General features: G+C 39.2%; 16 protein-coding genes. 14 read left to right on the forward strand and 2 right to left on the reverse strand.

All coding sequences use genetic code 11. The features are described from left to right. Positions 1 to 26 precede the first annotated feature (26 nt). Together RYP29_RS02115 and RYP29_RS02120 are read right to left on the reverse strand one after the other, a co-directional pair. Positions 27 to 575 (reverse strand): gamma carbonic anhydrase family protein, encoded by a 549-nt coding sequence (locus tag RYP29_RS02115; RefSeq protein WP_301833531.1) that lies wholly within the window; start codon positions 573 to 575, stop codon positions 27 to 29. 11 nt (positions 576 to 586) lie between these two features. After that, positions 587 to 1,540 carry a nitronate monooxygenase gene (locus RYP29_RS02120; protein WP_302944171.1) on the reverse strand — a complete coding sequence of 318 codons (954 nt, stop codon included), beginning with the start codon at positions 1,538 to 1,540 and terminating at the stop codon, positions 587 to 589. Positions 1,541 to 1,843: 303 nt separating this feature from the next. On the opposite strand from RYP29_RS02120, the gene RYP29_RS02125 reads away from it, so the two are divergent. From RYP29_RS02125 to RYP29_RS02190, 14 genes are all read left to right on the forward strand, one after another. Continuing rightward, positions 1,844 to 1,978 (forward strand): rubredoxin, encoded by a 135-nt coding sequence (locus tag RYP29_RS02125; RefSeq protein WP_004693422.1) that lies wholly within the window; start codon positions 1,844 to 1,846, stop codon positions 1,976 to 1,978. A gap of 101 nt (positions 1,979 to 2,079) precedes the next feature. Continuing rightward, entirely contained in the window at positions 2,080 to 2,595 is a 516-nt protein-coding gene (locus tag RYP29_RS02130; RefSeq protein WP_005376813.1) for a DUF177 domain-containing protein, read from the forward strand. 25 nt (positions 2,596 to 2,620) lie between these two features. Next, on the forward strand, positions 2,621 to 2,797 hold the full coding sequence (rpmF, locus tag RYP29_RS02135; protein WP_005376859.1) for a 50S ribosomal protein L32: 177 nt from the start codon (positions 2,621 to 2,623) through the stop codon (positions 2,795 to 2,797). A gap of 246 nt (positions 2,798 to 3,043) precedes the next feature. Then, the gene (gene fapR, locus RYP29_RS02140; protein ID WP_275249551.1) at positions 3,044 to 3,607 is read left to right on the forward strand and encodes a transcription factor FapR; all 564 of its coding nucleotides are present in this window, start codon (positions 3,044 to 3,046) and stop codon (positions 3,605 to 3,607) included. A 3-nt stretch (positions 3,608 to 3,610) separates the two neighbouring features. Next, positions 3,611 to 4,639: a phosphate acyltransferase PlsX gene (plsX, locus tag RYP29_RS02145; protein WP_275249552.1), complete on the forward strand. Its 1,029-nt coding sequence runs from the start codon at positions 3,611 to 3,613 to the stop codon at positions 4,637 to 4,639. Beyond that, positions 4,623 to 5,618, forward strand: a complete 996-nt coding sequence (locus RYP29_RS02150) for a beta-ketoacyl-ACP synthase III (RefSeq protein WP_275249553.1) — start codon at positions 4,623 to 4,625, stop codon at positions 5,616 to 5,618. The genes plsX and RYP29_RS02150 overlap by 17 nt, the downstream gene beginning before the upstream one ends. 15 nt (positions 5,619 to 5,633) lie before the next feature. Beyond that, positions 5,634 to 6,578 carry an enoyl-[acyl-carrier-protein] reductase FabK gene (fabK, locus tag RYP29_RS02155; RefSeq protein ID WP_156931118.1) on the forward strand — a complete coding sequence of 315 codons (945 nt, stop codon included), beginning with the start codon at positions 5,634 to 5,636 and terminating at the stop codon, positions 6,576 to 6,578. Positions 6,579 to 6,590: 12 nt separating this feature from the next. Further along, positions 6,591 to 7,532, forward strand: coding sequence for an ACP S-malonyltransferase (gene fabD / locus RYP29_RS02160; protein WP_275249555.1), 942 nt, complete (start codon positions 6,591 to 6,593; stop codon positions 7,530 to 7,532). Position 7,533: 1 nt separating this feature from the next. Beyond that, positions 7,534 to 8,277 (forward strand): 3-oxoacyl-[acyl-carrier-protein] reductase, encoded by a 744-nt coding sequence (gene fabG, locus RYP29_RS02165; protein WP_005376748.1) that lies wholly within the window; start codon positions 7,534 to 7,536, stop codon positions 8,275 to 8,277. A 51-nt stretch (positions 8,278 to 8,328) separates the two neighbouring features. Continuing rightward, positions 8,329 to 8,559 carry an acyl carrier protein gene (locus RYP29_RS02170; RefSeq protein WP_005376767.1) on the forward strand — a complete coding sequence of 77 codons (231 nt, stop codon included), beginning with the start codon at positions 8,329 to 8,331 and terminating at the stop codon, positions 8,557 to 8,559. A 78-nt stretch (positions 8,560 to 8,637) separates the two neighbouring features. Next, positions 8,638 to 9,594: a nitronate monooxygenase family protein gene (locus RYP29_RS02175; RefSeq protein ID WP_005376890.1), complete on the forward strand. Its 957-nt coding sequence runs from the start codon at positions 8,638 to 8,640 to the stop codon at positions 9,592 to 9,594. A gap of 35 nt (positions 9,595 to 9,629) precedes the next feature. Next, positions 9,630 to 10,874 carry a beta-ketoacyl-ACP synthase II gene (gene fabF, locus RYP29_RS02180; RefSeq protein WP_005380883.1) on the forward strand — a complete coding sequence of 415 codons (1,245 nt, stop codon included), beginning with the start codon at positions 9,630 to 9,632 and terminating at the stop codon, positions 10,872 to 10,874. Beyond that, positions 10,874 to 11,617, forward strand: coding sequence for a ribonuclease III (rnc, locus tag RYP29_RS02185; RefSeq protein ID WP_119982966.1), 744 nt, complete (start codon positions 10,874 to 10,876; stop codon positions 11,615 to 11,617). The genes fabF and rnc overlap by 1 nt, the downstream gene beginning before the upstream one ends. Positions 11,618 to 11,724: 107 nt before the next feature. After that, positions 11,725 to 12,768 (forward strand): radical SAM protein, encoded by a 1,044-nt coding sequence (locus RYP29_RS02190; protein WP_311531883.1) that lies wholly within the window; start codon positions 11,725 to 11,727, stop codon positions 12,766 to 12,768. Positions 12,769 to 12,799 lie beyond the last annotated feature (31 nt).

Raw genomic sequence — 12,799 nt, forward strand, 5'->3', positions numbered from 1 at the left:
AGAAACCTTTATTTAATATATTGTAGTTATACAATTTTTGCGTTTTTGTCGTATTCTTCGCCACCACAATCTGGTAACATACCGTATTCAATAGTCCATAAATGTTTATATTTCAATGCTTGATTATGGATTCTTTCAACCTGAGATTCATCAGTACGTACAATGCGAGCAGGGATACCAACCACTAAAGAGTATGGAGGAATTGTAGTATTTTCTTTTACCACTGCACCGGCAGCAATAATAGAACCAGTGCCAATATGACAACCACTAAGAACGATAGCCCCCATGCCAACGAGTACATTATCCTCGATGGTAGACGCATGAACAATGGCGCCATGACCTATAGTTACATAGTCGCCAAGTATACAAGCCTCATCATCATCGACGTGAAGCACAGAGTTATCTTGTACGTTGGAATAACGACCTACTACAATTTTATTAACATCGCCACGAAGTGCACAGTTTTGCCAGATGGAGGCAAATTCTTTCAACTCTACATCGCCGGCTAGTTCAGCACCAGGCATAACACAAGATTTTGGATCTAATTTTGGATACTTTCCATGATAAGGTAACATAGGACCTCCTATTAAATTACTTCGATAAAGCGTTGTGCTTTACGGATTGCCATAATAGCTTCATTAATAACAGAGTGTACAATAGTTTGAGCTGGTTCAATTTCATTAAGTCTATTAAGCGCTTGGCCTACTTGTACAGCACCATTGACAACGTCGCCATCGATAGCAGCTAATTTATTTGTACCTTGGGACATTTTGCTGCGTTCTTCTTTTGTTGTAACGCCATCAGTTTCTGCTGCAATATAACGGTCTGTAAAATCACTGCGCAAGCTACGTACACCACCGTGACCGGAGAGAAGACCTGTTACAACGGAGTCAGTATCTGTTGCTTTGATAATTGCTTCTTTCATATTTTGATGAGCTTTACATTCTTCGGCAAGTAAGAAACGGGAGCCCATTTGTACACCTTCAGCACCCATCAATAAAGCTGCTGCCAAACCACGACCATCAACGATGGAACCAGCCACAACAACAGGAATAGTGATTTCTGGTAGAATGTTTTCCATCAAAGACATTGTCGTTTGAGAACCGATGTGACCACCAGCCTCCATACCTTCTACGACGATAGCATCGGCACCAGCATCTTGAATGCGTTTTGCTAATTTCAAGGAAGGTACAACAGGAATGACCTTGATACCCGCTTCTTGGAATGGCTTAATATATGGGGTAGGGTTGCCAGCGCCAAGTGTTACAAATGCAGGTTTTTCTGCGATGATAATATCTACTAATTCATCTTTATTTGGGGCCATAAGCATTAAATTTACACCAAAAGGTTTATCTGTTAGTTCTTTGCATGCGCGAATCTCATTACGAGTCCATTCTGCATCGCGACCGCCTAAGGCGATAACACCTGTAGCGCCAGCGTTAGCTACAGCTGCAACTAATGTAGCCTCAGAAACCCATGCCATAGCACCTTGGATGATAGGGTATTCGATATTTAGTAATTCAGTCAGTTTTGTTCTCATGAATCCTCCTATAATATAGTTATATATAAGATAATAAAATCTACTTATGTGGCGAATATTTAGTATACCACTATATATTTCTAGTAAATAGTATATCATAAAAATCTAATTGATAATAGATTTCATTATAAAATTACGTATGAAAGTAATAATAGTCAGCTTTCAGAGGATATTGAAAATTTAGTAGAAAAATGGAAAATGAGTATTGAAAAGTTTCGATGTCTTTGCTATACTATATTACAGATAAAGTATCTTAACGATATGAACACATTAATATAATCTCAAGTGAAGGAGGAAATAGACATGGAAAAATACGTATGCGTAGTATGCGGTTGGGTTTATGACGAAGCTGTAGAAGGCGTTAAATTCGAAGATCAACCAGCTGATTATGTTTGCCCTATCTGTGGCGTTGGCAAAGATCAATTCGAAAAAATGTAATTGATACATTAGAAAGGCTATCTTAAGCAATATTGAGATAGCCTTTTTTATTTGACAAAGCACACTGTCATGTTTATAATATTATAAGTCGAGGTAAGATTATGAAACTGCAAGTAGAGCAAGCAAAAGAACATATAGGAAAGAAATTTCCTTATAGCTATACGATGCCGAGTGAAGAACTTGGTAGTGACGTAGTTGCTTTTCCTTGGAGCCGTCATGATATAACTATTAGTGGTGAGTTTTGGTTTGATGGTCAAAACTACATCGTTCAAGGTTCGATTAATTCTAAAGGTGATTACGAATGTTCTCGTTGTTTAACGACTACGGAACATGAGCGTAACGATTCCTTCGAGGAAATCTTTAGTGATTCTCGAGATGCCGATGAAGATGTGATTCCTTTTAACGGAGAGGAAATTGACTTAACCGAACTGATTCGGGATACATTAATCATCAATGAGCCCTCTCAAGTGTTATGTCAGGATGATTGCAAAGGATTGTGCGTTCATTGCGGAGCAAATTTGAATGTTTCACCTTGTTCTTGTGAATCCTTTGTGGTGGATCCTCGATTCGCAGAGTTACGTGCTTTGCTTGATGAGAAAGATGATAGACTATCCTAATGATTGTACTAAGGAGGTGCAGATAATGGCAGTACCTAAGCGTAGATTATCCAAATGCCGTCGCGATCGTCGTCGTGCAAACTGGAAATTAGAAGCTCCTGGTTATGTAGCATGTCCACAATGCCACGAACCTATGATGCCTCATCGTGTTTGCCCTACATGTGGTCACTATAAAGGTGAACAAGTAGTTGCAAAAGCCTAATTGAGCGTGTAAAACACCTACACATTTGTGTAGGTGTTTTTTACTGCCCAAAAATGGATAGTTGTTGATTAATATATGTTTTATATTAATATCTCCTATAAAGTATTAATTAATTTTAAAATAAGGACGATATTTAGTATATTACCATAAAATATATCACTATATATGCGAAAAACCTTGCCAACATGGGAATTATTATATATACTTAAGATGTAATATTAATACTAGGTCATAAAAGGTGGTCCCATGAGTAGGTTGAAGAAGCAAGAAAGACAGAAACAGTTAACTGAAAAACTGAATATTACGCCTTTTCTTACTGATGAAGAGTTGGCATCGCACTTTGGTGTCAGTGTACCTACAATTCGACTTGATCGATTAGAATTGGGGATTCCTGAATTGCGTGAACGGATTAAGGCTATGGCTACTGAACATGCGCAGGATGAACAACCGGAACCAATACAGCATGAAATTGTAGGCGAACTTATCGATGTAACGGAAGGCAAACAAGCTTTATCTATGTTACATACGACGCCAGAGATGGAAGACCGTTTTGGTTATATTGATCCGCAGTATTTGTATGCTCAAGCAAATTCCTTAGCTAAGTTAGTAATGGGGTCAACCCTTTGTTCTGCAGAGGTAGGGAATATTAAATATAAAAATCCAGTAGAGTCTGGTACTAATTTGGTGGCGAAAGCAGAAATTGTTCGTCGTCGTGGAGATAAATACTTTATTTGGGTTATAATTAGAGATAAAATAAAAGAAGTATTTAGAGCTAAATTTATCATGGAGTCTGTGGAGAATCGGGTGTAGTATATGAAAATTGCAATTGACGCCATGGGTGGTGATTTTGCTCCCTTGGAAATCGTCTTAGGCGCCTTGGAAGCAGTGCGAGAAACGGAACATATTGATGTTGTTCTCGTAGGCGATAAAACTCAAATATTCAAAATTTTAGAAGATAATAATGAAATGAATAATCCTCGCATATCTGTGTATCATGCGAGTCAAGTGATTGGAATGGATGAACATCCTGGTCAAGCATTGCGCAAGAAGAAGGATGCCTCCGTTGTAGTGGCTACATCTTTGGTTAGAAGCAAAGAATGTGAAGCTGTTATTGCACCAGGTAGTACAGGTGCTGCTGTAGCAGCCGCATTGTTCGGACTAGGACGTATTAAAGGTATCGATAGACCTGTTATTGCTACGCCAATGCCGACTGTAAATGGTATTACTGTTATGTTGGATTCCGGTGCGAATTCAAATAGTAAACCAAAACATCTTGTACAAGGTGCATTGATGGGGGCTGAGTATGCGAAACTTTTACTTGGCAAAGAAAACCCTACAGTAGGCCTTTTAAATATCGGCGAAGAGGCAACTAAAGGCAATGAAGTTGTGCTTGCTACATATCCTATCTTAGAAAATATGAAAACCATCAATTTTAAGGGAAATGTAGAAGGTCGCGATATTCCAAAGGGTACTGTAGACGTTGTCGTTTGTGACGGTTTTGTAGGCAATGTAATTCTTAAATTTGCAGAAGGTCTTGTAACTGGTTTGACACAGCTCATTAAAGACAGCATCATGAATGGCGGAATATTAGCTAAAATTGGGGCGTTGCTTATCAAACCAGCGTTGAAACCAATGGCCAAGAAGGTGGATCATACTGAAAATGGTGGTGCTCCATTGCTTGGTGTAAATGGTGTGTTTATGATTGCTCATGGCAGTTCAAAGGCTAAAGAAATTAAGACTGCTATTACTATTGCAGCCGATTTAGTAGAACGCAAAATTATTGAACATATTCGAGAAACAATGGAAATTGAAGGAGCCGTAAAATATGAGTATGATGAATAAACCTGTCGGTATTATTGGTACAGGTAGCTTCCTTCCTGATAATGTTGTAACGAACTTTGATCTAGAGAAAATGGTTGATACAAGTGACCAATGGATTAGAGAACGTACTGGCATTGAAGAAAGACGCATTGCACCAGAGGGTATGAATACATCCTATATGGCAACCGAAGCTGCAAAAAAAGCACTTCAAATGGCTAAGCTCGATGTTGAAGATATCGATATGATTATCTTTGCTACATTGACACCAGATATGGTGATTCCTTCTGCCGCATGTATGTTACAAGCAAATCTTGGTGCAAAAAATGCAGCAGCTTATGATTTGCAAGCTGCATGCTCTGGATTTGTGTATGGGTTGATTACTGCTCAAAGCTATATCGCTTCTGGATTATTTAAAAATGTTCTCGTTGTAGGCGCAGAAATTTTATCTCGCCGCGTTAATTGGAACGATCGTGGTACTTGCATTCTCTTTGGTGATGGCGCCGGTGCTGCCGTAGTTTCTGAGGTTCCAGAAGGTTATGGTATTAAGGGTGTGGATCTAGGTGCTGATGGTACTGGCGGTTCTGCATTGTGTATACCAGCTGGTGGTACAGCTGTTGTAGCCAATGACCAACGCATTGAAGAAGGCTTGACTTTCATCCATATGGATGGTCCAGAAGTATATAAATTTGCTGTTAAAACAATGGGGAAAACAGCGTTGAAATCTTTAGAACGAGCTAATATGAATTTAGATGAGTTAGATTATTTTATCCCGCATCAAGCTAATATTCGTATTATCGATTCAGCCGCTAAACGTTTACATATGCCAAAAGAAAAGGTATTTGTAAATTTACATAAGTATGGTAATACATCTGCTGCATCAGTGGCCATTGCGTTGGATGAAGCAAATCGTGAAGGTTGCTTGAAACGCGGTGATAATGTAGCACTTGCAGGATTTGGTGCTGGCCTTACCTGGGCTAGCCTCGTCTTGAAATGGTATTAAGGAGGAAACATCAAGATGATTAAGACTGATATTTGTGATTTGTTACAGATTGAGTATCCTATCTTTCAAGGTGGTATGGCTTGGTTAGGAACGGCTGAACTTGCGTCTGCAGTATCTGAAGCAGGTGGTCTTGGCATAATTGGTGCAGGACATATGCCTCCTGATATTTTCCGCAACGAAATTCGCAAAGTTAAAGAACGTACTAATAAACCATTTGGTTGTAATATTATGTTGATGTCTCCTTTTGTAAAAGAAGTTATGGAAGTCGTTGTTGAAGAACGAGTTCCTGTTATTACAACTGGTGCGGGTAATCCTGGTGTATATATTCCAGCTTTGAAAGAAATTGGCACAAAGGTTATTCCTGTAGTTGCATCCGTTCTTTTAGCGAAACGTTTACTTCGTGGTGGTATTGATGCGATTATTGCAGAAGGTACTGAATCAGGTGGCCATGTTGGGGATATTACAACAATGGCATTGTTACCACAAGTTGTAGATGCTGTCGATGTTCCAGTTATTGCCGCTGGTGGTATTGCAGATGGCCGTGGCGTAGCAGCTGCGTTTGCACTAGGTGCTCATGCAGTTCAAATGGGTACACGTTTTGTCCTATCTGAAGAATGTATTGCTCATGAAAACTATAAAAACGCTGTATTGAAAGCAAAAGATCGTTCTACTGTTATGACTGGTCTTACAACAGGTCATCCAGTTCGAATTATCGAGAATCAATTAGCACATAAATATAAAAATCTTGAATTTAGTGGTGGTTCCAAGGAAGAATTAGAAAATCTTGGCGCAGGTACACTTCGTAAAGCTGCTATTGAAGGTGATGTAAAAGAAGGCTCCGTTATGATTGGTCAAATCGCAGGTATGCTACACGATGTGAAACCTTGTAAAGAAATCATTACAGACATTATGACAGAAGCTGAAACAGTGATTAAAAATCTACAAACTTTTGGCAAATAAGGAGGCCATCCTATGAAAACTGCATTCGTATTTCCAGGTCAAGGATCCCAAAAAGTAGGCATGTTACAAGATTTGTATAATGCATACCCAATCGTTAAACAACGTTTTGAAGAAGCTGATGAAGCATTGGGCTATTCTATTTCTAAATTATGCTTCGAAGGCCCTGATACAGACTTGGTTAAGACTGCTAATACACAACCAGCCATTTTAACTGCTTCCGTAGCTTGCTATGAAGTGTTGAAAGAACAAGGCTTTACACCAGATATCGTAGGTGGTCATAGCTTAGGTGAATATAGTGCGTTAGTCGCTGCCGGTGTTCTTGATTTTAAGGATGCTGTGTATGTAGTTCATAAACGTGGTGAATATATGCAAGAAGCTGTACCATTGGGCAAGGGTGCTATGGCGGCTATTCTAGCATTGCCAAGAGAACAAGTTGTTGAAATTTGCCAACAAGTTAATGATACAGTTGGTTCTGTACAAGCTGTAAACTTTAACTGCCCTGGTCAAATCGTAATCGCTGGTGAAACAGCTGCCGTAGAAACAGCAGCTGAAAAAATGAAAGAAGCCGGCGCAAAACGTGCAGTAATGCTTCCTGTAAGTGCTCCATTCCATAGTCGTCTTATGGAACCTGCAGCGCTTCGTTTAAAAGAAGAATTAGATAAGATCCAAGTTAACGATGCTAAGATTCCAGTAGTAGCTAATGTAACTGGCAAAATTTTGACGAATGCTAGTGACATTAAAGAATCTTTAGTAACACAAGCAGCTAATCCTGTATTGTGGGAAGATTGTGTTGCAGAAATGGTTAACTTCGGTGTAACTCGCTTTGTAGAAGTTGGTCCTGGCAAAGTATTAACGGGTTTCACTAAAAAGATTAATAAAGAAATGGAATTAGCTAATGTAGAAGACATTCCATCCTTAGAGAAAACGCTTGAATTTTTAAAGGGGGTTCGATAAAATGCACTTAGAGGGTAAAGTAGCTCTCGTAACTGGCGCCTCTCGTGGTATCGGTCGCGCCGTTGCTATTCAACTTGCACAATCTGGTGCTGATGTTGCTGTTAACTATAGTGGCAGTGAAGCTGCTGCTCAAGAAACAGTAGACGCTATCTTAGCATTGGGTCGCAAAGCGATTAAAATTAAAGCCAATGTTGCAAATGCTGAAGAAGTAGCAGCAATGGTTGAAGAAACGCATAAAACATTTGGTCACATCGATATTTTAGTAAATAATGCAGGTATCACTCGTGATGGTTTGCTTATGCGTATGAAAGACGAAGACTTTGATGCCGTTATCGATATCAATCTTAAAGGTGTATATTTGGTAACAAAAGCAGTATCCAAAATCATGATGAAACAACGTGCTGGTCATATTATTAACATGACTTCTGTTGTTGGTTTGATGGGTAATGCTGGTCAAGCTAACTATGCGGCTTCTAAAGCTGGTGTAATCGGTTTTACTAAATCTTGTGCAAAAGAGTTAGCTAGCCGTGGTATCACAGTTAATGCAATCGCACCTGGTTTTATCAATACTGATATGACAGATGTATTGCCTGAAAAGGTAAAAGAAGCTATGGTAACACAAATTCCGTTAGGCCGTATGGCTAAAGCTGAAGAAGTGGCTGCCGTAACAACATTCCTTGCTAGTGATTTTGCTAGCTATATTACAGGTCAAGTCATCAATGTAGATGGCGGCATGGTAATGTAGTTACAAAATTAGACTATATATAAATCTCATTTGAAAGGAGGTGAACCACTAATGAGCACTTTCGATAAAGTTAAAGCAATCGTTGTGGAACAATTAGGCGTTGATGAAGCTGAAGTTACCATTGATTCTACATTCATCGACGACTTAGGCGCTGACTCCTTGGATATCGTTGAATTGATCATGGCATTTGAAGAAGAATTCAATGTTGAAATCCCTGACGACGTTGCAGAAAAAATCAAAACCGTTAAGGATACAGTAGAATATATTGATTCTGCTAAATAAGCTGTATAGCTGACAATTCAGCCGTGCGGGGGGCCGAGTGGCTCCCCTAATCGGTATTGTTTACAGGAGGAATTGATAGTGAAGCTCCCTGAACTTCGCATTGGGAATCTAGTGGCCAAAGTACCTATTATTCAAGGTGGTATGGCGATTAGATTGTCTACAGCTCGGTTGGCAGCAGCCGTTGCAAATGAAGGTGGTATTGGCCTTATTGCAGCATCTGGATTGCCTTTTGATGAATTAAGATATGAAATACAATTAGCTAGAAAATTATCACCTACGGGTATTATTGGTATAAATGCGATGGTAGCAGCGACGCAATTTGCGGGTCTTGTAAAAACTGCCATCGAAGAGGGCATTGATCTTGTAGTGGCAGGTGCCGGTTTTTCAAGAGATATGTTCGCAATGGGTAAAGAGTCTGGTACTCCAATCGTACCTATTGTTTCTTCTGCAAAATTAGCGCGCATTTCTGAAGGTTTAGGTGCCGCTGCAGTTATCGTAGAAGGTAGCGAAGCTGGTGGTCACTTGGGAACGGATCGTTCTGCTCGTGAAATCGTACCAGAAGTTGTAGCAGCCGTTAAAAATATTCCAGTTATTGCAGCTGGTGGTGTTTTAGATGGTAAAGATATCGTGGATATGTTTAAATTGGGTGCTAATGGCGTTCAAATGGGCAGTCGCTTTGCTGCTTCTGATGAATGTAATGCATCTGACGAATTGAAAAAAATGTATGTGCGTGCTACAAATCCTGAGGATATTGTATTGATTCAAAGTCCAGTAGGTTTACCAGGCCAAGCTATTAAAAATAAATTTGCTGAATCTGTTCTTGATGGCACTGTAGCGCCACCAACAGTATGTGACAATTGTTTAAAACATTGTTCCCATAAATTCTGTATTATCCGTGCTTTATCTAGAGCGCAACAAGGTGATGTGGAAACGGGGTTAGTATTCTCTGGCAATAATATGCGAAAAGTCGATAAGATTATGCCAGTTAAAGATATTTTTGCACAGTTAAAACAACAAGTAGCAGAAATCGATTAATTAAAGGGGCTATATAGCTATAAGAGGTGGAATAATTGGAAAAACGTGTAGTAATTACTGGCTTAGGAGCGATTACTCCGGTAGGTATCGGTAAAGAGAATTTCTACAATGCGTTGTTAGAGGGTAAATCTGGTATTGGCCCAATTACACGCTTTGATGCATCTGACTATGCAACACGCATTGCAGGCGAAGTAAAAGATTTTGATATTACTCAATATGGCGTAGATAAAAAAGAAGCTCGCCGTATGGACCGTTCCGTTGAATTTGCAATTGGTGCAGCTGTTTTGGCAGCTGATGATGCAAAATTAGCACTTGATGAAGAAGATTTGGACCGTTGTGGTACAGTAGTTGGTACTGGTATTGGCGGTATTGATTCTATCCATGATGTGTATACAACATTATTTGAAAAAGGTCCTGGTCGTGTTAGCCCATTTGCAGTTCCTATGATGATTGCAAATATGTCTTCTGCACGTGTATCCATTCGCCTAGGCTTGAAAGGTCCTGTTATTACAGACGTGACAGCTTGTACTTCTGGTACTAATGCAATTGGTGATGCATTCCGCATTATTCAACGTGGTGATGCAGACATCATGTTTGCAGGTGGTACTGAAGCTGCTGTTTCCCCTGCTGCTGTAGCCGGCTTTGCGGCTATGAAAGCTATGTCTACACGCAATGATGAACCTACAAAAGCATCTCGTCCGTTCGATAAAGACCGCGATGGTTTCGTTATGGGTGAAGGTGCTGGTATTGTAGTACTTGAAGAATTAGAACACGCTAAAGCTCGTGGTGCTCATATCTATGCTGAAGTTGTAGGTTATGGTACTAATGGTGATGCTTATCATATCACTGCTCCAGCTCCTGGTGGTGTACAAGCTCGTAAATGTATGGAACTAGCAATTAAAGATGCAGGTATTGATCCTAAAGAAATTAACTACATCAATGCTCACGGTACATCTACCGGCTTGAATGATAAAAACGAAACATTGGCTATTAAAGAATTGTTCGGCGATCATGCAAAAGATATCGCTGTTAACTCTACAAAATCCATGACCGGTCACTTGTTGGGCGCTGCTGGTGCGATTGAAACTATCGTAATGGCAATGGCTATTGAAACTGGTAAGGTTCATCCAACAATTAACTGTGATAATCCAGATGAAGGTTTAGACCTAGATTATGTACGTGAAGGTGCTCGTGATTTACATGTTACAGCAGCTCTTTCCAACTCCTTTGGTTTTGGTGGTCATAACGGTACACTTTGTGTTCGCCGTTATGAAGACTAATGGGGCGGAACGTATCGCATAAGAATACTATAATGACACAAGCTCGTGAAGATTCTCTTCATGAGCTTGTTAGTCGTTTACATATACCCAATATTGATATCTCTATTTTAGATTGTGCTTTTACTCATACATCTTATGCGAATGAACATAAATCTAAGCATATTCATCATAACCAACGCTTAGAATTCTTAGGTGATGCTGTATTGGATTTAATTATCGGTGAATATTTATTTAAAACATATCCAGATATGTCTGAAGGTAATTTAACTAAGATTAAGGCGGCTACAGTTTGTGAAGATTCATTAGCTACCGTTAGTCGTACATTGCATTTAGGTGATTATTTATTACTGGGCCATGGGGAAAAGTCCTCTGGAGGTAGTGATAGAAAATCCATATTGGCTGACACATTTGAATCCTTAATCGGTGCGTTATATATTACGACAGACTATACAACAGTAATGGAGTTTGTTTTACATTATTTAGCTCCTAATCTTAAACAAGCATTAGAAGGTAAGCGTGGAAAAGATTATAAGACATTATTACAAGAATTTGTACAACGCGATGGCGATAAACACATCGTTTATAATCTTATTAGCGAATCGGGACCTGATCATGCAAAAACCTTCATGATGGAGGTATCCATCGATGGAGTTACGTACGAGGCAGGTACTGGTAAAAGTAAGAAAATTGCAGAACAACATGCGGCACAATTGACATTAGAACGGTTAATGGCTGCTATATAATAAGCGCCGAAAGGCGCTTTTTATATAGGAACTATTAATATTAGGCATTTAATATATGATAGCATGAAACGTGAAGAGCAGATCAATAATAGGAAGGAGGTTTATTCATGAAATATGGTATGATTCCATTTTTTATCCCTCATGTAGGGTGTCCTCATGTGTGCACATTTTGCAATCAGTCTCGCATTACAGAAGTATCGGGGATAGGATATTTAACTCCTGAGTATATTACCTCTACTATTAAAGACTATGTAGGAGAATCTAAATCTGATAAATACTGGGAAGTCTGCTTTTATGGTGGTTCCTTCTCAGCTATTAATCAAGACTTACAAAGACAATTACTATTACCTGCTTATGAAGCTTTAAAAGAGGGTCGTATTGATGGTATTCGTTGTTCCACGCGGCCTGATGCTGTTAGTGATAGTCAATTAGAATTACTATGTTCATATGGTATGAAGACAATAGAGCTCGGTGTACAATCTATGGATGATACCGTTTTATCTTTAGCTAAGCGTGGTCATACCTCTAATGATGTAAAATTAGCAGTTAAGCAATTACGAAAATTTGGATTTACTGTGGGATTGCAACTCTTAGCGGGCCTTTTAGGAGATTCTTGGGATACGATTATCAAAACAGGTATTGAGATTTCTCAGTTACAGCCTGATTTTGTGCGTATTTATCCGGTTCTTGTTATTGAAAATACAGAATTAGCAGAACAATACAAGGCAGGTATATATGAGCCACTATCATTGGAACAGGCATTACAGTATTGTTCATTTTTAAAGACATGGTTTGAATCGCATCAGATCACTGTTATTCGAACGGGTCTACAAAGCACAGAAGAACTTGATGCAGGACATAGTTTATTGGCAGGTCCTTATGAACCCGCGATGGGAGAATTAGTGACAAATGAACAGTGGCGACAACGCCTAGAGCATTGCTTAGATGAGCATACAGAGTATTTTAATAATCCTGTACGTGCTATTACTATATCTTACCCACGAAACCTTACGTCTAAGGTAAGGGGATTAAAGAAACGGAATCTCACATATTTTGAAAAAACATATGGCAATATAACTTTCACATGGCGAGAAAATAATGATATTGATACAGTACAATGCAGTATAGATGGCATGGTATATGTGGTATAATTAAAGATATGATTTAATGGGATTATACTAA

Origin of the sequence: uncultured Veillonella sp., assembly GCF_963534045.1 — a bacterium.
Classification (GTDB): Bacteria; Bacillota; Negativicutes; order Veillonellales; family Veillonellaceae; genus Veillonella.

Coding starts and splice junctions, on each gene's coding strand:
- RYP29_RS02170 (WP_005376767.1), top strand. CDS start 8,329: ATGAGCACTTTCGATAAAGTTAAAGCAATCGTTGTGGAACAATTAGGC.
- fabG (WP_005376748.1), top strand. CDS start 7,534: ATGCACTTAGAGGGTAAAGTAGCTCTCGTAACTGGCGCCTCTCGTGGT.
- RYP29_RS02115 (WP_301833531.1), bottom strand. CDS start 575: ATGTTACCTTATCATGGAAAGTATCCAAAATTAGATCCAAAATCTTGT.
- RYP29_RS02120 (WP_302944171.1), bottom strand. CDS start 1,540: ATGAGAACAAAACTGACTGAATTACTAAATATCGAATACCCTATCATC.
- RYP29_RS02150 (WP_275249553.1), top strand. CDS start 4,623: ATGAGTATGATGAATAAACCTGTCGGTATTATTGGTACAGGTAGCTTC.
- RYP29_RS02190 (WP_311531883.1), top strand. CDS start 11,725: ATGAAATATGGTATGATTCCATTTTTTATCCCTCATGTAGGGTGTCCT.
- rpmF (WP_005376859.1), top strand. CDS start 2,621: ATGGCAGTACCTAAGCGTAGATTATCCAAATGCCGTCGCGATCGTCGT.
- RYP29_RS02125 (WP_004693422.1), top strand. CDS start 1,844: ATGGAAAAATACGTATGCGTAGTATGCGGTTGGGTTTATGACGAAGCT.
- RYP29_RS02130 (WP_005376813.1), top strand. CDS start 2,080: ATGAAACTGCAAGTAGAGCAAGCAAAAGAACATATAGGAAAGAAATTT.
- fabK (WP_156931118.1), top strand. CDS start 5,634: ATGATTAAGACTGATATTTGTGATTTGTTACAGATTGAGTATCCTATC.
- fabD (WP_275249555.1), top strand. CDS start 6,591: ATGAAAACTGCATTCGTATTTCCAGGTCAAGGATCCCAAAAAGTAGGC.
- plsX (WP_275249552.1), top strand. CDS start 3,611: ATGAAAATTGCAATTGACGCCATGGGTGGTGATTTTGCTCCCTTGGAA.
- rnc (WP_119982966.1), top strand. CDS start 10,874: ATGGGGCGGAACGTATCGCATAAGAATACTATAATGACACAAGCTCGT.
- fapR (WP_275249551.1), top strand. CDS start 3,044: ATGAGTAGGTTGAAGAAGCAAGAAAGACAGAAACAGTTAACTGAAAAA.